The organism is Enterocloster citroniae (genome assembly GCF_040545455.1).
In the GTDB taxonomy this organism is placed as follows: Bacteria; Bacillota; Clostridia; order Lachnospirales; family Lachnospiraceae; genus Enterocloster; species Enterocloster citroniae.
Window position 1 is genome coordinate 34,946 of record NZ_JBEPLZ010000013.1, and the last position, 22,395, is coordinate 57,340.

At 47.9% G+C, this 22,395-nt stretch carries 18 protein-coding genes; 1 reads left to right on the plus strand and 17 read right to left on the minus strand.

Going from position 1 to position 22,395, the window contains the following annotated elements; genetic code table 11:
* Positions 1-5: 5 nt before the first annotated feature.
* The 5 genes from ABID13_RS16875 to hdhA form a co-directional block, all read right to left on the minus strand.
* A complete protein-coding gene (locus ABID13_RS16875; protein WP_007862713.1) occupies positions 6-458 on the minus strand; it encodes a tripartite tricarboxylate transporter TctB family protein in 453 nt (150 codons plus the stop codon).
* Positions 459-509: 51 nt separating this feature from the next.
* The gene (locus ABID13_RS16880) at positions 510-1,187 is read right to left on the minus strand and encodes a 4-carboxy-4-hydroxy-2-oxoadipate aldolase/oxaloacetate decarboxylase (protein WP_007862714.1); all 678 of its coding nucleotides are present in this window, start codon (positions 1,185-1,187) and stop codon (positions 510-512) included.
* A 107-nt stretch (positions 1,188-1,294) separates the two neighbouring features.
* On the minus strand, positions 1,295-2,188 hold the full coding sequence (locus ABID13_RS16885; protein WP_048929415.1) for a MurR/RpiR family transcriptional regulator: 894 nt from the start codon (positions 2,186-2,188) through the stop codon (positions 1,295-1,297).
* A 289-nt stretch (positions 2,189-2,477) separates the two neighbouring features.
* The gene (locus ABID13_RS16890) at positions 2,478-3,299 is read right to left on the minus strand and encodes a GNAT family N-acetyltransferase (protein ID WP_045093811.1); all 822 of its coding nucleotides are present in this window, start codon (positions 3,297-3,299) and stop codon (positions 2,478-2,480) included.
* Positions 3,300-3,367: 68 nt separating this feature from the next.
* Positions 3,368-4,156 carry a 7alpha-hydroxysteroid dehydrogenase gene (hdhA, locus tag ABID13_RS16895; protein ID WP_048929416.1) on the minus strand — a complete coding sequence of 263 codons (789 nt, stop codon included), beginning with the start codon at positions 4,154-4,156 and terminating at the stop codon, positions 3,368-3,370.
* Between the two features lie 207 nt (positions 4,157-4,363).
* Here hdhA and ABID13_RS16900 point away from each other — a divergent pair, with 207 nt between their 5' ends.
* A complete protein-coding gene (locus ABID13_RS16900) occupies positions 4,364-5,641 on the plus strand; it encodes an MFS transporter (RefSeq protein ID WP_048929417.1) in 1,278 nt (425 codons plus the stop codon).
* A gap of 193 nt (positions 5,642-5,834) precedes the next feature.
* On the opposite strand, the gene ABID13_RS16905 is transcribed toward ABID13_RS16900, so the two are convergent.
* The 12 genes from ABID13_RS16905 to ABID13_RS16960 form a co-directional block, all read right to left on the minus strand.
* The gene (locus tag ABID13_RS16905; protein WP_048929418.1) at positions 5,835-6,092 is read right to left on the minus strand and encodes a DUF3795 domain-containing protein; all 258 of its coding nucleotides are present in this window, start codon (positions 6,090-6,092) and stop codon (positions 5,835-5,837) included.
* A gap of 111 nt (positions 6,093-6,203) precedes the next feature.
* Positions 6,204-7,001 (minus strand): RNA polymerase sigma factor, encoded by a 798-nt coding sequence (locus ABID13_RS16910; RefSeq protein ID WP_048929419.1) that lies wholly within the window; start codon positions 6,999-7,001, stop codon positions 6,204-6,206.
* A gap of 64 nt (positions 7,002-7,065) precedes the next feature.
* The gene (locus tag ABID13_RS16915; RefSeq protein WP_048929420.1) at positions 7,066-8,055 is read right to left on the minus strand and encodes a hypothetical protein; all 990 of its coding nucleotides are present in this window, start codon (positions 8,053-8,055) and stop codon (positions 7,066-7,068) included.
* A gap of 291 nt (positions 8,056-8,346) precedes the next feature.
* Complete coding sequence (locus ABID13_RS16920; RefSeq protein ID WP_048929421.1) at positions 8,347-10,113, minus strand: DUF2075 domain-containing protein; 1,767 nt, start codon at positions 10,111-10,113, stop codon at positions 8,347-8,349.
* A 223-nt stretch (positions 10,114-10,336) separates the two neighbouring features.
* Positions 10,337-11,878: a glutamine-hydrolyzing GMP synthase gene (guaA, locus tag ABID13_RS16925; RefSeq protein ID WP_048929422.1), complete on the minus strand. Its 1,542-nt coding sequence runs from the start codon at positions 11,876-11,878 to the stop codon at positions 10,337-10,339.
* Between the two features lie 219 nt (positions 11,879-12,097).
* Positions 12,098-14,947 (minus strand): excinuclease ABC subunit UvrA, encoded by a 2,850-nt coding sequence (gene uvrA / locus ABID13_RS16930; RefSeq protein ID WP_045093814.1) that lies wholly within the window; start codon positions 14,945-14,947, stop codon positions 12,098-12,100.
* A gap of 113 nt (positions 14,948-15,060) precedes the next feature.
* Positions 15,061-16,437: a zinc-binding metallopeptidase family protein gene (locus ABID13_RS16935; protein WP_242849226.1), complete on the minus strand. Its 1,377-nt coding sequence runs from the start codon at positions 16,435-16,437 to the stop codon at positions 15,061-15,063.
* Positions 16,352-16,885, minus strand: coding sequence for a hypothetical protein (locus ABID13_RS16940; RefSeq protein ID WP_242849227.1), 534 nt, complete (start codon positions 16,883-16,885; stop codon positions 16,352-16,354). The genes ABID13_RS16935 and ABID13_RS16940 overlap by 86 nt, the downstream gene beginning before the upstream one ends.
* Positions 16,886-17,123: 238 nt before the next feature.
* On the minus strand, positions 17,124-18,104 hold the full coding sequence (locus tag ABID13_RS16945) for an ABC transporter permease (protein WP_007862775.1): 981 nt from the start codon (positions 18,102-18,104) through the stop codon (positions 17,124-17,126).
* A 16-nt stretch (positions 18,105-18,120) separates the two neighbouring features.
* On the minus strand, positions 18,121-19,239 hold the full coding sequence (locus ABID13_RS16950; protein WP_048929423.1) for an ABC transporter permease: 1,119 nt from the start codon (positions 19,237-19,239) through the stop codon (positions 18,121-18,123).
* Positions 19,232-20,764 (minus strand): ABC transporter ATP-binding protein, encoded by a 1,533-nt coding sequence (locus ABID13_RS16955; protein ID WP_048929608.1) that lies wholly within the window; start codon positions 20,762-20,764, stop codon positions 19,232-19,234. The genes ABID13_RS16950 and ABID13_RS16955 overlap by 8 nt, the downstream gene beginning before the upstream one ends.
* Before the next feature lie 192 nt (positions 20,765-20,956).
* Entirely contained in the window at positions 20,957-22,237 is a 1,281-nt protein-coding gene (locus ABID13_RS16960) for a BMP family ABC transporter substrate-binding protein (protein WP_007862784.1), read from the minus strand.
* Between the last annotated feature and the right edge of the window lie 158 nt (positions 22,238-22,395).

Genomic DNA, 22,395 nt, shown 5'->3' on the forward strand with positions numbered 1-22,395 from the left:
CCCTCCTAACCCAGGATCCCTGCCGGAAGAGGCACACCCAGCTGCAGTGTAAACAGGCAGTATACAAAGGCCATGACCACTGCTGTTGTAATTAAAATTGTTTTAATATTCCTGATGCCCATAAAATACATGTAAATGACCAGCATAGCAGGCGTGGAAATGTAGAATCCGATATAGATCACCGCCAGTACATAGAGGATCAGCAGGGCCAGCACAATGACCGGACTCTGAAATTCACCCAGCCTGGCCGGCTCCTCATCGGTAGGCACATCCTTTCTGATCTTCCTTATACTGTCAAATATCAGCAGAACACCCAATACCATTAGGCCGGAAGAAACAATTTTGGGAAACATGGACGCCTTACCCGGCATAACCAGTGACAATACAAACGCTGCAACACCAACCATTATGATAACTACGGCAGCAATCATATCCTGCCTGTATACTTGCTTATTCATATTCCATTCCTTTCCGGGTAAGTATCCATACCCCTAATCCATGAGGCAGTATCAGCACTCTTCGCTCAGATTAAGCGCCCGGAATTCCTTCTCAAAGGTCTGGAAGGTTACGGTGCCGTCCAGCTTTGCCTTTACCAGTGTATTATCCTCATGCTGTTCCCTGGCAACCGCAAGCTCGTAGATCTCCTCCGCCTGCTCCCTTGGAACCACAACCACGGAATCATTATCCGCAAAAACCAGATCCCCGGGATGAACCAGAACACCACCCACAACAATGGGATGGTTGATGGTGCCGCCCAATGCCTTGGTGCTCCGCTTTACACCAATGCCTCTTGAAAATACCGGAAAATTGATCTCTTTCATCATCATGGTATCCCGGACACTTCCATCCGTCACCATTCCTGCCGCTCCCATGGTCTGGGCAGCATTGCTCATGATCCCGCCCCACATACCGCCGGATTCCTGGAAACCGTCACAGGTGATAACGATCACATCTCCTGGTTTAGCCATGGAAATGGCCTTGTGAAGCATCAGGTTATCACCCGCTCTGGCACAAACAGTCAATGCGGTTCCGCACATTCTGGAACCTGGCCATACCGGACGTATATCGTGGTTCATTGCCCCGTTGACCTGCATACACTCATTAATGGATGCACTCTCTTCTAATTTAGAGAACTTTTCTACAAGTTCCTGGCTTACCTTTTCGTAGTTTTTAATGATATCAAACATATGATTGCTGCTCCTCTCTTATGGTCAGGCGTGTCCGGAGTATGCTCCCGGAGCAGGATCATTCCTGTATGGAAATACCCCGGGGAAAATAAACTTCCGGACACGGCCTAGAATTTCACACGTTCCTTACTGATGGAACCAACTGCAAAATCATACCGTTTTAATTCAGATACATGATGCATATTCTTTACATTTTCTTCTATATCTGCATTGTTCCTGACAATATAGCCAATCTGAAGTGTGTGCAGTGTGATCATCTGGCAGATGGTGGTGGTGGGAAGGTCCAGGGGACTCTGGTTATCCCGGTGGGTGGTGCACAGGCATACATCGGAATACTTGGTTACAAGGGAATCATTAAGGCCTGTAATACAGATGGTGGTTGCTCCATTTTCCTTTGCCACCGCCAATGTATCCACCACATCCTTGATGTAACCGCAGTTTGTAATTCCAATCACCACGTCCTGTTCCCCTAAAAAGGAAGCGGTTCTGATCTGCGCCAGAGGGTCCTGGATGGTATAGCTGGGTATACCCAGATTCATGAATGTATTGACTGCAAGAAGTGCGATCCCGCTGGCGCTGCCTTCCCCGCATACCAGGATCTGTCTTGCCCTGGACAATGCATTGATGGCTCTTTCAATTTCCTGATTATCCGTGTATAAAATACTGTTATTAATGGCGTTCTTGGAAAATTCAGCCACCTTCTGCTTGATCGTCCCGGCACTGTCATGGTTACTGATCTCAATCTGTCCGCTCAGAGGAGACAGGATACCCTTCTGACAATAAAATTTAAACTCTGCATAACCCTTAAATCCTAGAGTTTTACAGAACCTAACCATGGTTGAAACACTGGTTCCTGTGGCTGCCGCCAAATTATTAATGCTGCTGTCCTCATTTACAAAATCATTGCTTAAAATATAATCTGCAATTTTCTTCTCTGACTCACTCATAACGCTGTACTTGCTTCTTATCCGTGATACGTATTCCTCAACATCCTTTACCATTTGATCCCCACCTTTCCTTTTTTTTTCGTAATTCTGTTGATGAAAAATTTTTCATATTTTATTTAAGTTTCTGAAACTATTTTTATTGTACCAAAATGTTCCTGCGGGTCAATAATAAAATCATACAATTTATTTAGACTTTATTATGCAACATGCATAACTTCACGGACCTTTTTATAAATACTGGGTGAAAATCTTTTCACGTACAACTTTTAAACATAAAAATCCCACCAAGCCCAATTTGCCGGCCGGCGGGATCTCTTAGATATCAAATAGTTATTTTCATATTTTATTTGTAACTGTTCAGGACATCCCATGCGAAAATGGGGGCACTCTCGTCTGTATATAGTTCAAATGCCGTATACTCATGGTCGTAATGATAACCAAGCTTTTCAGCCAGTGCAACCGACCACATGTTATGGGCGTCCCAGCTGGGATACAGATTCTGTTCCAGGCACTCCAGAATCAATTTTGCCCCGCATGCGTACGCCAGGCCCTTTCTCCGGTATTCTTCCTTGGTGTCGATCTCGATTTCAATGCCGCCTCTATAAGTCGCATAGGAGGATGCACCGGAAACCGGCTGCCCATTTTTTAGGGCAACCACTCCAATGCCAAGTTTCCGGTACATTTCATAATCTGCATATTGGGACACCAGGTCCCTGCTCCACTCCCTGGACCTGCACAGATGATAAAGCTCTTCATCCATCATTTTCAGGGAAAAGCCGGGCCGCAAGGAAGAGACTGCCCGGTGCAGCTTTTCTTTATCAAATACATCCTGTTCTTTTTTGATCGCATACCGGGTGATCCTCTTTGCATTGTCCCTGTGACAATCCCAGATCAGCTGTGCCCAGCCGTCATTTTGGGGAACCATTATGATATACGGTCCGCAGCCGTCCGGCCTGAACATCACCAGTTCCCTGGAGGGAACACCTGCAAGGAAACAAAAATCCCCAAGAAAAGCCATGGCTGATCCGGGAGTCTCCTGAGACTTCCCATTATACACAGCATATATGTCTCCCATTATATTCTGCAGGCAGGACCAGATGATGGTTTCATCCCAATGGGCAAAAATATCCCCGGCCTGCTCCGGATCGGTTAATTTTATGATCATAAAAACATCTCCCATTCTCTCATCTTTCTACAGATTATTGTAATGGAAGATATCTAAGAAAGATAGCACTATTTTCTCATCATATCCCCATACTGTGGGGTTCCGATCCCATATCCTCCCGCAACATCCAAAATATGTCCTGTTATATATGCGGAGTCATCACAAGAAAGGAAAAGGACCGCATTGGCAATATCCTCGGGGGTTCCCATCCGGTTTAAGGGGATGTGGGACAGAAAGGATTTCAGGAATTCTTCAGGCATGTTTTTCAAAGCCGCATCCGTGGCAGTAAGGCCCGGCAGAACTGCATTGCAGCGGATGTTCCGGCGGGCGAACTGCACGGCGATCTGCTGGGTTATATTGTTGATCGCTGATTTTGAAACACCGTAGCCGATCCTGGTGATATCCGGGATCATTCCCCCGATGGAGGAAATGTTCACAATGGAACCGCCGCCCGCCCTAAGCATGTGCGGGACCACAAGCTTGGATATGCGGTAAACGCTTCCCAGGTTCAGGTCCAGTATATCAAAAAAAGCCGACTCGCTGCCGCTGACCAGATCCAGGTCCTCCGCCGGTCTTCCAATGCCAAAATTATTTACAAGAATATTAATTTGACCGGCTTCCTGGACGGTCTCCTCCACCATGGATTGATAGCTTGATCTGTCCGTGGCATCAAAATAAACCGGAACCATTTTATATCCCTTTTCACGGTATTCATCACATATTTCCTGGATTGCCTGAAGCCTGCGCACTCCCATGTAGACGCTGGCACCGGCTTCAGCCAGTTTCAGAGCGCACGCAAGTCCGATTCCCTTTGTGGCAGAGGTGACCAATGCCACCCTATTTTCCAGTTTTTTCATAAATTCACCATCCTTATCTATTCATCGCGAATAGTATTTGGATAAAGTCCTAATTTATTCCCTTTGTCTTCATAGCAGGAATAAAAATGAAACAGAAGAGGAAAATAATCCTGAGATCCTATACCGGGATGTGTCAGAAGACAAGGCGGGCAGACAGCAGAAGCCAAAATTTCAGGCACTCTCCGATGGTAAGAGAGGCGGGAATCTATGAAAAAAAAGAACATACATTATGCATGGTTCATATTATTGGGCGTTATCTTAATCCGTGGTTTTGCGGGAGGCGGACTGAACACCACCTCCGGCCTATTCCTGCCTCCTGTTTCACAGGAACTGGATGTGGGAATCGGTACACTGTCTATCTACTTCAGCATCACCTCCATTGTCATGGTCTTTTGGCTGCCCTTTGCCGGAACGCTGATCAACCGGTATGATATCCGGGTGATGGCTGTGGCAGGCGCTGTGCTTCAGACCCTTTCCTTTATGGCGTTCGGTTTATTAAACCAGGTGTATGGCTGGTATATCCTGTCCATTCCTTACGCTATGGGCGCAACCATCTTAGTCAGCCTGCTGGGCCCAATCCTGATCAACCGGTGGTTTACAAAAAATGCGGGATTGATGATGGGGATCCAAATGGCCTTTGTGGGATTATTCGGAGCAGTACTGCAGCCTGCCGCATCCAATATCATTTTCCGCCAGGGGTGGAGGACCGCCTATTTTCTCATGGGCGGAGCGGCTTTTCTTGTTGTAATCCTCACATCACTGATCCTTCTCCGCAACAAACCGGAGGATAAACATCTCTCCCCCCTGGGCGCCGATATCCGGCCTTCCAAACAGGGCAAAGCAGGATCCGGAGAAACCACTGAAACGGTTGAAACGGTTGAGATCCCGGAAAAAACAGCCATTTACTCCATCTCCTTTGCCCTCTTGCTGTTGTTTATGATCTCCATAACCGGCATCGGCGTCTTTTCCCAGCATATTCCAAACTATGGCTCCCTGTTGGGCTACACCCCAAGCCAGACAGGAAAAGCACTTGCATTGGCTTCCGTGGGCAGCGCCATCGGCTCCATTGCCATCGGTATCATCAGTGACCGGATCGGCAGCCTGAAAACATGTTATGGAATGATCGGAATCGGCTTTTTATCCATTTTCGGATTCCTGTTCAGCGGAAATGGGTTTGGCATATTTGGCCTGTCAGCCTTCTTACACGGGCTGGTAAGCTCAAGCATCATGGTCCTGGCTCCTATCCTGACACTGAAATTTTACGGGCGCACTGACTATGAGAAAATCTTTGCCAAGCTGTCCATGGGAGCTCCCATATCCTCTATTGTCCTGATACCTGCGTATGGATTTATCTTTGACCTGACAGAGAGTTATCAAACCGTGCTTGCCGCAATGCTCTGCCTGTTGGTGATTGCATTGTTAAGCATTACCTTGGGATGGAAAAACAGGTGCACCCAGGCGGGGTGTGCATTGTGGAAGAAATGAGAAATGTTGGTTTGCGGCTTCGATGCCATGGCAATGGATGAGGATCCTATGTGCATAAATCCAGCCCGGGAGGCCAGCCCCCGGGCTTTTTACATGAAACGTTCCGTGTCATATGTTAGTTTTGGATCTAAAGATTGGCTGTGACCGGCAATACATGGTAGTATCAACCGATTCCGTGAAACTGGCAATATACTCACTCAAGTACCCATTGCCTGCATTGCTCTATCTTCACAACAGGGTCATATCCTTCCTCCACCCCCATATTGGACAATACGTTACAGGGAAAGTCTCCGCATTCGCCGCAGTGGTTCAGTCCTTTGGATTCACAACAGGATTTCACCTCACAGACCCCTCCCCAAAAAGGCCCATCCATATTGATACACCCTTTACAGCTGACCGCATCCTTTCTCTCACATAAATCACAGCATACACCACATCTTGATTGAAACATATTCCATTCCTCTTTTCTTCTGGTATTTTCCTTTACATAATAGAAGATGAAGTTTCTTGGCAGAAGTCCCGGGTAATGCAAACTTTTTAATTGGAATTTTTATTGCATATTTCATTTATAACCTTTATAGCAATCTTCCATCAAAGTGATCAGCCCTTCAAACCATTCCTGAGGCGGCCTTTGTTCCGGCATGTTGCGGTAATAATACAATATTTTTTGGCTCGTATCAGGATCGTGGACATATCCTTTTTCCTTATAATCCAGATATTCCTTTTTCTGCCTTAATTTTTCCTGAAATGTATTTCTGTCCTTCATAAATTCCATCCACGCAGTACATTTACAGGGGTTGCTGATATCCACAAAACTGCAATGTCCCTGAAAAAATGATTCCAGGTTCATCCTGGCACGGTAGAGCAGGCCCTTGACTGCTTTGGGCGTCAGATCCAGAAGTTGTGACACTTCCCCTATCGGCAGGCCAAACATATCAATTAGTGAAAATACCGTTCTCTGGTTCAATGTGAGTCTCCTTGTCATGGCCAGGAAGCAGCCATTGCGCAGATTAGCCACCTCCTCCGAAGCCCGGACCTCATCCATGATCAAAGGGGGATAATCCGCCAATAGCGTTCCGTCCCTCTCCAGTTCTTCCACACTCTCTATGTAGGTTGTGGCTTCACGCTTTTCTTTCCTTATCATCATGCGGAACTCATTGATGCAGATGGTACGAAGCCAACTTTTAATGGCAGTCTCATTCTTTAAATCAGCTATATGAATCCATGCTTTGATAAAGGTGTCCTGGGCCAGATCCTCTGCTTTGTCCGGGTCAGCTGTCAGCTTCAGGGAGAGGTTGAAGATGTAGGGAGCGTAGTTGTTTATGATGGTTTCAATTAGGGGGGAGTTGTGGTTTTCCATGGGTGGGTTCCTCACTTATGTTCAAATTAACATTCATCATATCTTATATTTCAACCTTTTCCATTTATATTTTACTATCCTGGTCTATGAATGTTTTATTGTGAGCCTCAAAATACTTCTTGGTATCATCAGTCCAATACTCACATTCTTTATCTTTTATTTTATTAATATATTCTTCAACATATTTTGTCATCTGTTTTCTTTTATTTGCCTTTATAACTCCTTTTTCAACTAATAAATAACCTTTTTCATATAAATCATCACATCCAAACTTACACATTGGCATTGCTATATGAGCAGCATCCAAGCGTTCTTCCTTTGAGCAATCAGCTCTCTTTTTTATATGAGCTGTAATCAGTAAATCGATAGGATATACATTGCCACAGATACCACATCTGTATTCAGTCTTGCCATCAAATAATACCTTTCTCAGATACGCCTGTTCTACTCTACTGGTGGAACTCACCGGCCGGTCTAAATGATCCTTATCCATTAATTTTTCAATCTCACTATCATACTCCTCTTTTGATATATCTTCCATGATCCTGGTACTATGAAGATCTAATTCACTCAATATCTTTTCACTTTTTTCATCATTTAAATACCTAAAACCCTGAATAATATAATTATGCTTATATCCAATAATTTCATTAAAAGTCTCATAAGATATATCTAAATTAATTAATTCATCTACCAAATATATGTTCTCCCAAGTTTCTCCATTCATATCAACTCCCCATAACCTCGCTGCCAATTCCTTATTAGCAAATGTCAGCGTGATTACCGCGCTTTTAAAAATTTTTTTATCTTGTGTAAACACGCATATATCTCCTGGCTTTATCTTCTTCCATTCTGTTTTCTTAGCATTTTGTTTCCCATTTGTAATACCCCAAACATATACTTTTCCATCCGGATATAAATTTTTAATTCTTTCGTATAACGGGTCATCTATATACTCTTTCATGATATCTAATTCTACTGGATTCAATACGGTGTCATGAAAGTGCTTTTTTGCCTTTTTATCGCTTGCTGGCTGTAAAATTACATTTTCCATTCCAACGCCTCCTCATTTGCAAACAACATTGCTTTTCATCACGCATATCACTCTTGGTTTTACTAAAATCCGTATTAATTATACCACATAAAAACAATAAAAACATTTATTGATCAAAGTATTAACTGTATAGAAAATCGAAATAGACAGATATGAAGACAGAGGTAGAAGGATCTTACATCCCTCCGCCTCTGTAAGCGTCATACTCTGTTCAATTTTAGTTTGGACAATGAATCATATCCAGTCCATACGTATTTATCATAGAACACAAAAATTTGTCACATTGCCATATCATCTATCGCTTCTTTCACTGGCCATAAGAAGTACATTTCGTAATTCCTCATCACATGCATAGATAAAGAGGCCTTCTACTCCACGTGTCATTAAAATTCTTACTTCATGCTGAATTAACTCTTCTCCAAATTGTTTTTTTGTGCCATCGGAAAGAGTACGGTTCTGTGTCATTTTTTTATAATTCTTTTCAGATGGATCAAAAACCACCCTACCGTTTCTGTATTTTACAGACGGTCCTAAAATCACGCCTGCATAATTCAGATCAAATCCCTGAATGGTAAATGTAGAACCAACCTCATCAATTGTCTGAGGCTGCTCTGCCCATGACAAAGATTTGATTGCTCTCTTCTCTGTTCGGGAAAGGTCTTGTTCCAGTTCTCTGTTCCAAGGCTTATGCCATTTCCCTATTATAACCTCCCAATATTTACTTAGCCTAGACTCCATAGCAGCTTTATTATTATAATCCCAATCATAAGTGGCCACTAATCTGGATAATTTATGATTTTCACAAATAGCTTTTTCTTTTAATTTCCGCTCAAGTAATTCCGGATCATCAAATACTCTGATATCATATCCACCTAAACTCTTTGGAATATTTGTAATTATCTTTTGTTTTGTAAAATTGTCTATCCAATCTATCACTTCTTTAGATGCTTTAATTCTAAGCTGATTTTTAAGAACAAAATAATTATTTTCTTCTTTTGCCTGTCTTCTGAATTTATTTAGTATCTCTGATTCCCAGTATTGTTCAGTGGTCAAAATTTGATTCTCATCAAACATTACAACTGTAACACGTGCTCTATTAATAATATCCTGTAGTTGATTATCGCCTTGATAAGATTGTTTTCCTTGAGTTAATAATAAATGTGCCTCATCAATAAACGCTACATCTATTGGTTCATCTACTGTATGATTATTAATGAAAGAAGTCGGTTTACATACAACATCAGCATAACGGTCGACAAGCCCAAGTTTTTGTGCGATCTGTGAATATACGTTTCTTTGCTCATCATGATTTACCATCATATAACAGCTAAGAGGTTTTCGTTTCTGGTTCTCTGCTTTAACAAATAATTCATAAAAGGTACTGCTGTTGAGAACAGTTTTTCCAGTACCTGCTTCACCGTCAATAAAGATAAGTTGATTCTTTTTATTTGAAGATAATGCCTCAAATACTCTCTCGATAATAATCTCTTTTATTTGTTCCTGATCCGATGTTAATTTATGTAACGGTGATGCCTTAAAAACAGCTGAATCCTTAATGGAACTTTCACTTGGAAATAAATATTTATTGTTCCAATGCAGTTTGGACCACATCATATGAAAAATATTATCCACCTCAGAATCCGGGTAATACCTATTCTGAGGATTTCCCCGCATATTATGAATTTTTTTAACCCGATCTACACTCATCATATAGAGCATTAAGCGATTTTCCAAATCAAGTGTAAGCGATTTATTAAAATGCTCATGCCCCACTATATATAACGTCCCCGTATGCACCATCAATTGATGCTGCCATTTTGTCTCATCTGACATACTGTCATAATGCTGCCTTGTTCTTTGAATAATATTGTTAGATTCACCAATATATACTTCATAATCCTCAGCATTTTTCCAGATATGTATGTATACCGTAGGAAATTGCAGCATAATTTCCTGCACCTTCTGAGAAGTGTTTTCAACTAAATCATCTTTAAATTGTTTTAATCCCTCTGCATCATCTTTTATTTGATATACAAAGGGGCTTATAATTGTCCCCATAATAATTTCTCATCCTATCCATCAATATATCCACTATAGAACTTCGTCTTACTGTTTTCTTCTTTACTCAGATAAGGCCATTTTCAACAAACCGTTCTTTATTCATGCTCATTTCGTTGATTCTATTAACTTCTTCCAAACGATCCTAAATTGAATAATATAAATACAGCAGATAATCCTGGAGATTATCTGCCATAATTATACACTATATTTAGCTTATCCGCTACTCAAACTCAATCGTAGCCGGCGGCTTCCCCGTACAATCATACATCACCCGGTTCACGCCCTTCACCTCATTCACGATCCTGCTGGTCACCTTTCCCAGCACCTCCCAGGGAATCTGCGCAGCCTCTGCAGTCATAAAATCAGAGGTCAGGACAGCCCGCAGCGCAACCGCATAGTCGTAGGTTCTCTCATCTCCCATGCATCCAACGGACCGCATGTTGGTAAGTGCCGCAAAATACTGGCCCAGATTCTTATCCACTCCGGCTTTTGCAATCTCCTCCCTGTATATAGCGTCCGCGTCCTGAACAATCTTTACCTTTTCAGCCGTTACTTCGCCAATGATCCTGACCCCAAGTCCGGGACCTGGAAACGGCTGCCTGAATACAAGATATTCCGGGATCCCCAGCTCAAGCCCGGCCTTTCGCACCTCATCCTTAAACAGCAGGCGCAGCGGCTCCACCAGTTCCTTAAAATCCACATGCTCGGGAAGACCGCCCACATTGTGGTGGGACTTGATCACAGCGGATTTGCCCAGCCCGGATTCGATCACATCCGGATAAATGGTGCCCTGCACCAGGTAATCCACTGCGCCGATCTTTCTGGCCTCCTCCTCAAATACACGGATGAATTCTTCGCCAATGATCTTTCTCTTTGCCTCAGGTTCTTCCACGCCCTTCAGCCTTGCGTAGAAACGCTCCTGGGCATTGACACGGATAAAGTTAAGATCATACTGGCCCTTGGGACCGAATACGGCTTCCACCTCATCCCCTTCGTTCTTGCGCAGCAGGCCATGGTCCACGAATACACAGGTCAGCTGCTTGCCGATGGCCTTGGACAGCATAACCGCTGCAACAGAAGAATCCACACCGCCGGAAAGGGCACACAGCACCTTGCCGTCACCGATCTTCTCCCTCAGCGCTTTGATGGTAGTATCCACAAAAGAATCCATCTTCCAGTCTCCGGAGCAGCCGCAGACATTGTATACAAAGTTGGACAGCATTTTTGTCCCCTCTTTGGTATGAACCACCTCAGGATGGAACTGAACCGCGTAGAAATCCTTTCCCGCGCACTCCATACCTGCAACCGGGCATGACTCTGTGTGGGCAGTGATCCTGAACCCGGCAGGTACTTCTGCAATATATACTCCATGGCTCATCCAGCACACGGTCCTGGGTGAAACACCCTCAAACAGCTTGGAAGACGTGTCCACATCCACCTCTGTATGTCCATACTCGCTGACAACCGCCTTTTTCACAACGCCGTCCAGCAGATAACTCATAAGCTGCGCTCCATAACAGATTCCCAGAACCGGAATACCCAGTTCAAATATCTCCTTGGAACAGCGCGGCGCACCGTCTTCAAACACCACGTCCGGGCCGCCTGTGAAAATGATCCCCTTGGGATTCATCTCCTTTATCTTGTACAGGCTCATATTGTACGGATGTACTTCGCAGTACACATTGCACTCACGGACACGGCGTGCAATCAGCTGGTTATACTGACCGCCGAAGTCCAAAACGATAATCATCTCTCTATCCATGAGATCTATTCCTCCATATTTTTCTGGATATCCCCGCCAAAACGGTTAAACCGAAATGTCCTCTCCCTATACCATGACCCAATTTACCAGAAAATATTTATCTCCGTATAAATTGAAAGAGATTGTACAAAATAGTACAATCTCTTCTTTATCTTTCGTATATGTCTATTATATGCCACCTAACTACAAATAGCAAGCAATTTCGACAAATTTTTTAATTTATTTTATTCCCTTTTTATTTCCCGCCTCAAGATATTTCTTAATGTACATGCCGGTGTAGGAAACCGGGTTCTCAGCCACTTCCTCAGGCGTTCCCCTGGCAATGACCGTTCCGCCCTTATCCCCGCCTTCCGGTCCGATATCAATAATATAGTCGGCAGTCTTGATCACATCCAGGTTATGCTCGATCACCACAACGGTATTGCCTCCGTCCGACAGCCTGCGCAGAATGTCGATCAGCTTGTGCACATCTGCAAAATGCAGCCCTGTTGTGGGCTCATCCAGAATATAGATGGTTTTTCCCGTCCCGCGCTTGGACAGCTCGGTAGCCAGCTTGATACGCTGTGCCTCACCGCCCGACAGCTCAGTGGACGGCTGTCCCAGCCGGATATATCCCAGGCCCACATCGTACAGGGTCTGTATCTTCCTGGTGACTGAGGGCACATTTTCAAAGAACTTCAGCGCGTCCTCCACTGTCATATCCAGGACATCGTATATACTCTTTCCCTTATACTTTACATCCAGGGTCTCGCGGTTGTACCGCTTTCCGCCGCAGACTTCGCAGGGAACATAGACATCGGGAAGGAAATGCATCTCTATCTTGATAATGCCGTCACCGCTGCATGATTCACACCGTCCGCCCTTCACATTAAAACTAAAGCGGCCTTTTGTATAGCCCTTGGCCTTTGCATCCACGGTAGAGGCAAACAGATCACGGATCAGGTCAAACACGCCTGTATACGTGGCCGGGTTCGACCGTGGAGTACGCCCGATCGGCGACTGGTCAATGGCAATGATCTTATCCAGCTGCTCTGTCCCGTCAATTCCCTTATGCTTACCGGGAATGGTCCTGGCACGGTTCAATTTTTTGGCCAGGGCTTTGTAAAGTATTTCATTGACAAGGGAACTCTTGCCGGAGCCGGACACTCCTGTGACGCAAGTCATGACACCCAGCGGGAAGTCCACGTTCAGGTTCTTCAGGTTGTTCTCAGCAGCGCCCCGGACCGTGATCCATCCGCTTGGTTTCCTGCGCTCAGACGGCACGGGAATGGCCATCCTTCCACTGAGATATGCGCCTGTGATGGAATCCTTATTGGCCATGATCTGTTTGGCGGTTCCCATGGCGATCACCTGTCCGCCGTGTTCGCCTGCACCTGGTCCGATATCCACGATACAGTCCGCTGCCAGCATGGTATCCTCATCATGTTCCACCACCAGCACGCTGTTCCCCAGATCACGCAGATGGATCAGGGTCTTTAACAGCTTGTCATTGTCCCGCTGGTGAAGTCCAATACTTGGCTCATCCAGGATATATGCAACCCCCACCAGACCGGAGCCGATCTGTGTTGCCAGACGGATCCTCTGCGCCTCCCCGCCTGACAGGGTGCCTGTGGCCCGTGAAAGGGACAAATAATCCAATCCCACGTCAATGAGGAAGCAGATCCTTGCCCTGATCTCCTTTAAGATGGACGCGCCAATGGTCTGCTGCATGGAAGTCAGCTTCAGGCCGTCCATAAAGTCCTTGAATTTTACAATGGACATATTGGTTGCCTGATAGATATTCATATCCCCCACCGTAACTGCCAGAGACTCCTTTTTAAGCCTCTGCCCTTTACACACAGGACATGGCGTGATCCGCATATAGGACTCATATTCCGCCTTGGAGGCCTCGGAAAATGTCTCCTTATAGCGCCTGTTCACATTCTCAATCAATCCCTCAAAGGCCACATCATATACGCCCTCGCCCCTTTGGCTCTTATAGCGTACCTTGACTTCCTTGCCTCCCGTACCGTACAGGATCACATCCTGTATTTCCTTGGGGTAATCCTGAAAAGGAGTGGAAAGGCTGAATTTATACTCCTTGGCCAGAGCGTCCAGTATGGCCCTGGTAAAGCTTCCCTTGTCCGTGCAGGACTGCCAGCCCAACACCACAATGGCGCCATCGTCAATGGATATGGATTTGTCCGGAATCATCAGGTCCTCATCAAACTCCATCTTATACCCAAGTCCGAAACACTCGGGACATGCGCCGAAGGGGTTGTTAAAGGAAAAGCTTCTGGGCTCCACCTCATCGATGCTGATGCCGCAGTCCGGGCAGGAAAAGCTCTGGCTGAAATTCACCGGCTCCCCCTCCGTCACATCCACGGTCATAAGGCCGCCGCTCAGCGCCATCACCGTCTCAATGGAATCCGTAAGGCGCTTCTCGATCCCTTCCTTTACGATCAGACGGTCCACCACGATCTCAATATTATGCTTTATATTCTTGTCCAGCTTAATATCCTCGGAAAGCTCATAAAGATTCCCGTCAATGCGGACACGCACATAGCCGCTCTTGCGCGCCTGGTCCAGCACCTTTGCATGCTCTCCCTTCCTGCCCCGCACCACAGGCGCCAGAAGCTGGATCTTAGTCCGCTCAGGCATGGCCATGATATGGTCCACCATCTGGTCAATGGATTGTTTGTGGATCTCTTTGCCGCACTTGGGACAGTGGGGTATGCCCACCCTGGCATAGAGAAGCCTCATATAATCATAGATCTCCGTCACCGTCCCCACAGTGGAACGCGGGTTCCGGTTGGTCGACTTCTGATCTATGGAAATAGCCGGTGACAGCCCTTCAATGCTTTCCACATCCGGCTTCTCCATCTGCCCCAAAAACTGGCGTGCGTAAGAAGACAGAGACTCCATATAGCGCCTCTGCCCTTCTGCATAAATAGTATCAAAAGCCAGTGAAGATTTGCCGGACCCGGACAGTCCTGTAAGTACCACCAGCTCGTTCCTCGGTATATCCACGGATATATTCTTCAGATTATGTTCATTGGCCCCGCGGATTTTAATGTACTGCTTTGCCATCTAAAAATGCTCCTTGTCTCTTGCATAGAACGCCAGGCACCTGTCCTTTTGGCGCCCGGGTGTGAATCGTATCAATGTTACAATATCCAGTTACAATATCTTGCGTAAGTATATCACATTTGCGTTCCATTTGCAAACACTTGTTCGATAAAATATTGTAAAATTCCTGGAACTTCTTCCAGCAGGCTCCTGGCATTGACGCGCTCCGACATCTGGTGGGCATCCTTGCCAACTGGGCCAAAAAGAAGGGCCGGAACCTGGAATCCCGCCATGGCATCCAGGTCCATATGATACATACCTCCCCACAGCGGCGTATTAGCCGCATAGGACTGAAGTTCCGCCCGGTCCGGACCTGCGCAGTAGCTTAAATCCGATATCCCGCAGCAGTAATTGCGCCTGCCCAGCGGTATGCCGCACACTGTCTCTGCCGATGCTGCCAGTATCTCATACAGCGCGCTTCCTCTTCCAGTGCTTCCTCCCCTTGTACTTTCTCCTCCCGCACCTTCTCTCCCAATGCTTACTCCCCCTGTACTTTCTCCTCCCCCTGTACTTTCTCCTCCCCCTGTTCTTACTCCCCCTGCACTGCCCCCCGCACTGCCCTCCGCGCTATCCCTACCCGCGCCATCCGGAATGCGGTCGCTGTGATAAGCCGGGTAATAAGGCGGTGCAAAGGAGATCACCATCAAAGGGGCTGTAATCTCCGAGTAGGTCAGTACCGCGTCCATGATCTCCAGCGTGGCCTTGGGATAATTCCATTCCCCTGACCGGATACGGGCTTGTGCTGTCTCATAGAGGTCACGGAACCACTTTCCCGCTTCCTCCCCGTGGCGCTTGTAGCAGACATCCACCAGCTGGACATACTCCATCACGCACCGGTCCATATCCACCTTTGGAAGGATATCCCCGGATTTCACACATGCCTCCTGGGCCTCCATGCGTTTCAGGTATGAGGAAAATGATTCCCTCCCGATTTCCTTCAGCCTGGCCATAACCGAATCCGCTGTCTTGTTGAATCCCAGCATACTCATGTATCCCGCTGCTCTCAGGGGAACGGAGACATCATATCCCTCCTTGCGGTCCCTCAGATTAAACCAGGTGGGCGGAGGGCATGGTTCCCCCTCATACTGTTCAGAGAACTCAGGCGCCAGCTCGGTGCGCATAAACATCTCAGCCAGTACGCCCACTGCGTTTAGTCCATGGAAACAGTTCACCACATGGGCTTTGGCCCCCTGTACCAGCACCGCGGGCATGGTCTTTCCCACGGAACCGATATACACCTGCTGCTTCCCCTCCTCATTAAAGCTGGGCTCCAGATCCAGCAGGCATGCATATTCCAGTCCATACTCTTGCAAAAGACCTGTAAACAGCGGAATGGAGCCCCGCATCCCGGCGGAATATGCCTCCTCATCCGCCACCGCTGCAAAAAGCAGGCACCCGGGCAGCTGCGGATGCTCCAGCATCAGCCGGCCATACCAATCCATAAGTGCCATGGCAATGGCCAGTCCCCCCCTTCATATCGTTCACGCCTCTTCCAAACAGCCATTCACCGGACTCCAGATCCTCCCTGGCTTCCCTGGGAAGCATTGCCGCCAATGCTTCCAACTGGCTTTTGCCGGCGCGTTTCCACGCCTCCACATCATAGGCAAAAGATTCAAAACTGCCGTACTCCCGGGTATCTACTACATCATAGTGGCCTGTGAGTATAATGGTCCTCCCCGTGCTCCCCTTGATCAGCCCATAGGGTGTGGTCCGTTTCAGGTGATCCCCCTTAAGCGCATAGCTTCCCGCCATCTGGGGATGGGCTGCAAAATAGGGCTGGGCATTCAGCTCCGCCTCTATATAATCCGCTGCCGCCCTCTCATATTCCGTATCAGACACGCTGGGAATCGCCACCAGTTCTTTCATATACCGGTAAATTCTGTCCTTTATTTCCACCACATCCGCCTCCATGTCACCTAAACCAAAACAACTGTTTTACACCGGATCTTCACATCCGGTCATCCTCTTTCCAATAAACGCTCCTCTAATCATAGCAGTTTACTGGGTATTGTCAAGATGTAAGAGGGGGATTAAAAGAGCGGATAGAGATTCATTGCCGCCAAAAAAGGAAGAGACTGGAACCGCTGCCCAAAATACAGTCCCTGCCTCTTCTCTGTTTTTATCTCTCTTTCCTGTTTTATCTCTCTTCTCTGAAATACGCCAGTCCCAGGCTCTGGGGCGGCTGGTACTCCCTCTTCTTTCTAAGGCTGGTGATCACCAGCACCACAATGGTGACAACGTAGGGAAGGGCTTTAAAAATTTCCTGCGCCCCTCTGTCCAGTCCCGGAATATACAGGTACAGGATGTACAGGCCTCCAAACAGGATGGAACCCCAGATGGCATTCACCGGCTTCCACAGTGCAAATATAACAAGGGCAATGGCCAGCCATCCCCTGTCGCCGAATCCGTTGTTGGTCCAGGTTCCCCCTGAATACTCCATTACAAAATACAATCCGCCCAGACCGCTGATCCCGCCCCCGATGCAGGTTGCCAGATACTTGTAGGCAGTGACATTGATACCGGCCGCATCAGCTGTTGCCGGGCTTTCGCCCACGGCCCTGAGGTTAAGTCCCTTCCTTGTCTTGCTAAGGAAAAATGCAAGTGCAATGGCCAGAAGGATTGCCAGATATGTGAGAAATCCGTAGGAGAACAGCACCTGCCCCACCACTCCCAGTTTGGAAAGCCCGGGAATGGGCGTCTTGTAGGCCGCGCCAGTGACAGCCACGGAAATCTGTCCCACGCCTCCTGCCAGCTTTGCCAGGGAACCGCCGAAAAAGTTGCCGAATCCCACGCCAAATGTGGTCAGGGCCAGGCCGGTTACGTTCTGGTTTGCCCGCAGCGTGATGGTCAGTACGCTGTACACCAGGCCTCCCAGGGCCGCGCAGGCAAATGCGCAGAAAAAGGAGATCAAAAGCCCCACAAACCCATTGGGCGTCTCCACTGAATTTTCATATAAAAATGCGCCGATCAGGCCGGCAATACCGCCCATGTACATCATTCCCGGAATACCCAGATTCAGGTTTCCCGATTTTTCCGTCATGATCTCCCCCAGGGCGCCGTACAGGATCCCGATCCCCTGCCCAATGGCCTTTTGTATAAATATAACTAAAAATCCCATATTCTCATCCTCCCTTCTAAACCGTCCGGTCTTTATGCCTGCCGCGCACAGCTACCCTGTAATTGATAAAGAACTCACAGCCCAGAATAAAGAACAGGATGATACCTGTTATGACATCAGAAGCATTTTCATTCAGATTAAACTGGGAAGCGATCTGCCCCGCTCCCTTTTGCATGAACACCAGGAAAAATGAAACCAGGATCATGGCAAACGCATTAAACTTGCTGAGCCAGGAAACAATGATGGCCGTAAAGCCCCGTCCCCCCGCCGTGCTGGTGGAAATGGTGTGGCTTGCGCCGCTGACAATGATAAATCCGGCAATTCCGCAGATGGCGCCGGATAAGGCCATGGTCCGCAGGATCACCTTTTTTACATTGATCCCCGCGTACCGGGCCGTATTCTCGCTCTCGCCCACAACAGCGATCTCATACCCCTGCTTGCTGTATTTCAGGTAAATGAACATGGCCAGGGTCAATGCCAGCACAATGACCAGGTTCCAGCCGTAATCCAGCCCGAACAGCTTTGGAAGCCAGCCGCCCTGGGTGGAGGAATTGATGGTACCCACTGAATTGGAGCCCTTGGGGTTCTCCCAGAAAATGATACAGTAGGTGATCACCTGCATGGCCACGTAGTTCATCATCAGGGTAAATAATGTCTCATTGGTATTCCAGTAAGCCTTAAAAAATGCCGGGATCGCTGCCCACACCATGGCGGACAGGGCGCTGCCCAAAAGCATCAGCGGAAACAGCACAATGGCGGGAAGGGAGTTTCCCAAGTAGATCATCATGGCAGCGGATGTAACGCCCCCGATCAGTACCTGCCCCTCGGCGCCAATGTTCCAGAACCGCATCTTAAATGCGGGCGTGATACCGATCGCAATGCACAAAAGCACCAGGGTATCCCTGATGGTCATCCAGATACGCCTTTTGGTGCCCACTGCACCGTCAATAATCCCTTTATATACCTCAATGGGATTCAGCCCGGTAAGAGCAAATATGACACCGGCACAGACCACCAGCGCCAGAATAACGGCAGCCAGCCTGATCAGCCATGCCTTCCATGGCTCAATCCCATCGCGCTTGGATATATGCATCAGAGGTTCCCTTGTGGATACTGCGGTTATCTCCTTACTCATCTAAGCCACCTCCTACCTTTGTCATCATCAGGCCCACTTCTTCCTTAGTTGCCGTCCGGCCGTCCACAATGCCGCTGATCCGGCCGCCGCACAGCACCAGGATCCTGTCGCACAGCTCCAGCAGAACGTCCAGGTCCTCGCCCACACAGATCACAGCAGCCCCCTGCTGCTTCTGCTCATTGAGAAGATGGTAGATTGTATAGGAAGAATTGATATCCAGTCCCCGGACCGGATATGCCACCATCAGCACCTTGGGGTTGGAGGAAATCTCACGCCCCACCAAAACCTTCTGCACATTGCCTCCTGACAGCTTGCGCACAGGCGTGGAAACCCCCGGTGTCACCACCTCCAGTTCCTCTATAATATGTTCAGCCAGGGTCTTGGGCGTTTTCCTGTCGGCAAAAAACAAACGCCCCTTCCTGTATCCCCTGAGCATCATGTTGTCCGTCATGTCCATGGAGCCCACCAGCCCCATGCCCAGCCGGTCCTCAGGCACAAAGGAAAGCTTTACTCCCAGCTTGCTGATAGCCGCAGCGCTCATGCCTGCCAGGTTCTTTTCCCCTCCCTCGGGAGGGTAGTAGGTGATGGCGCCCGATTCCATATGCATAAGCCCTGCAATGGACTCCAGCAGTTCCTTTTGCCCGCTTCCCGCGATCCCCGCTACTCCCAGTATTTCCCCGCTGTAAGCAGTAAAGGAAGCCTGGTCCAGGGTCTTAACCCCTTCCTTGCCCACGCAGGTGACACCCGATACCTCCAGACGTTTCTGCGGGTTCACCGGCATTGGCCGGTCAATGTTAAGGCTTACCCTTTTCCCAACCATCATCTCGGTAAGGGATTCCTCCGTAGCTTCACTGGTCTGTACGGTCCCTATGTACTGTCCCTTGCGCAGGACGGAAACACGGTCGGACAGCGCCAGCACCTCGTGAAGCTTATGGGTGATGATGATAATGGAATGGCCTGCCTGGCGCATATTGCGCAAAACTGCAAAGAGCTTGTCCGTTTCCTGGGGCGTCAGCACAGCGGTGGGCTCGTCCAGGATCAGGATATCCACTCCCCGGTACAGAAGCTTGACGATTTCCACGGTCTGTTTCTGGGACACGGACATGGTATAGATCTTCTGGCCGGGATCCAGGTCAAAGCCGTATCTGGCTGTGAGCTCATTGATCCTGGCAGTCACGCCTTTCATATCCAGGACCTCTTTGCCTGCCAGACCAAGGATGATGTTCTCCGCCGCTGTCAGGACATCCACCAATTTGAAATGCTGATGGATCATGCCGATCCCCAGTGTAAAGGAATCCTTGGGGGAACGGATGGTCACCTCGTTTCCATTTACAAATATCTGTCCCTCATCCGGATAATAGATCCCTGAGATCATGTTCATGAGAGTGGTCTTCCCACTTCCGTTCTCGCCCAGAATGGACAGTATCTCTCCCCGCTTAACGGAAAGACATACCTTGTGGTTTGCAGTAACCTTGCCGAATCGTTTTGTGATGTTTTTCAGTTCAATTGCATATGTTTCGCTCACCCGGCAGACCTCCATTTTCTTCTATTTTCTTGCGTATCCTCTTCCATCTGAAATAAAACCAAAAGAAACTTTCTTACTATACAGGAGAAAATCTCTTTTCACTTTATTTTCCATGGTTCATTGCTTCGTGGAAAAAAGCGGAGCCAATGGCGTGGCTCCGCTTTTACAGCCCAATTGATCCCCAGCGGGAATTTAGTTGTCAATTGTCTTGATTCCATCGATCAGGATATCGAAGGCAGGAGCAGACGCAAACTCTGACTCATGGAAATATCCATCGGAAATGTATTCGATATCACTGCCATCCTTCTTGTAGGTATCCAGTGTCTTGCCATCCTGGGTCCAGGTTGAGGTATCAAATACGTGAAGCTCGCCGGATGCCAGCTTAAGTTCCACTTCCTCTACCTTTTCCTTGGTTCCCGGGGCAACAGCAGCTTCATTCAGTTCAGTGATAAGAACAGCGCCGTCAGAGAAGCCCTTGCACCAGTCTACCGGGATCTCGGTTCCATCCAGGACATGCTTTACAGCCTCGGTCACATATGCGCCCCAGTTGTTGGAAGCGGATGTGAGAGCCTGCTTGGGAGCGGTTGCGATCATGGAAATGTTGTAGCCTACACAGGGAACGCCGGCTGCCTCACAGGCAGTAGGTGCGCCGGTGGTATCCGCATGCTGGCTGATCAGCACACATCCATCGGAAATCAAAGCATCTGCAGCCTCTTTCTCCAGATCAAAGCTGGCCCAGCTGTTGGTATACTTAACTTCCATGGTGGCATCCGGGCATACGGAACGCACGCCCAGGAAGAAGGATGTATATCCGCTGATAACCTCAGCATATGGATAAGCGCCCACATATCCGATCTTGCAGGCATCCTTGGCCACTGTGCCGTCCTCGATCATCTGGTTCAGTTTAAGGCCTGCAACCACGCCTGACACGTAACGAGCTTCATAAATAGATGTAAAATAGTTATGCATATTGCTCAGACCGCTGGAAGCCGCCTGGAAACCGGTAGCATGGCAGAACTGAACCTCAGGATACTCCTTGGCTGCCTCGATCACATAGGACTCATGTCCAAAACTGTTGGCAAATACGATCTGGCATCCCTGGTCTGCCAGGTCCATGGCTGCATCCTTGGCTGTCTCATCCTCTGGAATGTTCCACTTAACAATGATCTGATCGTCAGACAGGCCCAGTGCCTCCTTCATCTCCATGGCGCCGGCATAGTGGGCAGCTGTATATCCCTCATTCTCATCGCCTATGTAGACAAAACCAACCTTCAGATCTTCCTTGGCCACACCGCCCGCAGGCGCTGGTTCCGTGGCCTCTGTCTCAGCCCCGCCTGCTGCCGCAGATGACTCCACTGCTGCTGTGGTGTCCGGTGCCGCTGTGGTCTCCGCTGTCTTGGATCCGCCGCAGGCTGCTAATGACAGTGTCATCACACCGGCCAGGGCCACGCTGACAAACTTACGTAATTTCATAGTACTCTCCTCCATGAAGTGTCGCGTACGATCGGAGGTTCCGAAAGTACACTGTAATTTTAGGGTCAGACCCTGTTTGAACATCCATCTCCGCCGTCTGTCCATCCTGCTTTGCGGTATATTCAGCCAAAATTCAGGCTGCATCCCTTGCTATGCGT

Coding starts and splice junctions, on each gene's coding strand:
- ABID13_RS16875 (WP_007862713.1), bottom strand. CDS start 458: ATGAATAAGCAAGTATACAGGCAGGATATGATTGCTGCCGTAGTTATC.
- ABID13_RS16880 (WP_007862714.1), bottom strand. CDS start 1,187: ATGTTTGATATCATTAAAAACTACGAAAAGGTAAGCCAGGAACTTGTA.
- ABID13_RS16885 (WP_048929415.1), bottom strand. CDS start 2,188: ATGGTAAAGGATGTTGAGGAATACGTATCACGGATAAGAAGCAAGTAC.
- ABID13_RS16890 (WP_045093811.1), bottom strand. CDS start 3,299: ATGATCATAAAATTAACCGATCCGGAGCAGGCCGGGGATATTTTTGCC.
- hdhA (WP_048929416.1), bottom strand. CDS start 4,156: ATGAAAAAACTGGAAAATAGGGTGGCATTGGTCACCTCTGCCACAAAG.
- ABID13_RS16900 (WP_048929417.1), top strand. CDS start 4,364: ATGAAAAAAAAGAACATACATTATGCATGGTTCATATTATTGGGCGTT.
- ABID13_RS16905 (WP_048929418.1), bottom strand. CDS start 6,092: ATGTTTCAATCAAGATGTGGTGTATGCTGTGATTTATGTGAGAGAAAG.
- ABID13_RS16910 (WP_048929419.1), bottom strand. CDS start 7,001: ATGGAAAACCACAACTCCCCCCTAATTGAAACCATCATAAACAACTAC.
- ABID13_RS16915 (WP_048929420.1), bottom strand. CDS start 8,055: ATGGAAAATGTAATTTTACAGCCAGCAAGCGATAAAAAGGCAAAAAAG.
- ABID13_RS16920 (WP_048929421.1), bottom strand. CDS start 10,113: ATGGGGACAATTATAAGCCCCTTTGTATATCAAATAAAAGATGATGCA.
- guaA (WP_048929422.1), bottom strand. CDS start 11,878: ATGGATAGAGAGATGATTATCGTTTTGGACTTCGGCGGTCAGTATAAC.
- uvrA (WP_045093814.1), bottom strand. CDS start 14,947: ATGGCAAAGCAGTACATTAAAATCCGCGGGGCCAATGAACATAATCTG.
- ABID13_RS16935 (WP_242849226.1), bottom strand. CDS start 16,437: ATGGCACTTATGGATTGGTATGGCCGGCTGATGCTGGAGCATCCGCAG.
- ABID13_RS16945 (WP_007862775.1), bottom strand. CDS start 18,104: ATGGGATTTTTAGTTATATTTATACAAAAGGCCATTGGGCAGGGGATC.
- ABID13_RS16950 (WP_048929423.1), bottom strand. CDS start 19,239: ATGAGTAAGGAGATAACCGCAGTATCCACAAGGGAACCTCTGATGCAT.
- ABID13_RS16960 (WP_007862784.1), bottom strand. CDS start 22,237: ATGAAATTACGTAAGTTTGTCAGCGTGGCCCTGGCCGGTGTGATGACA.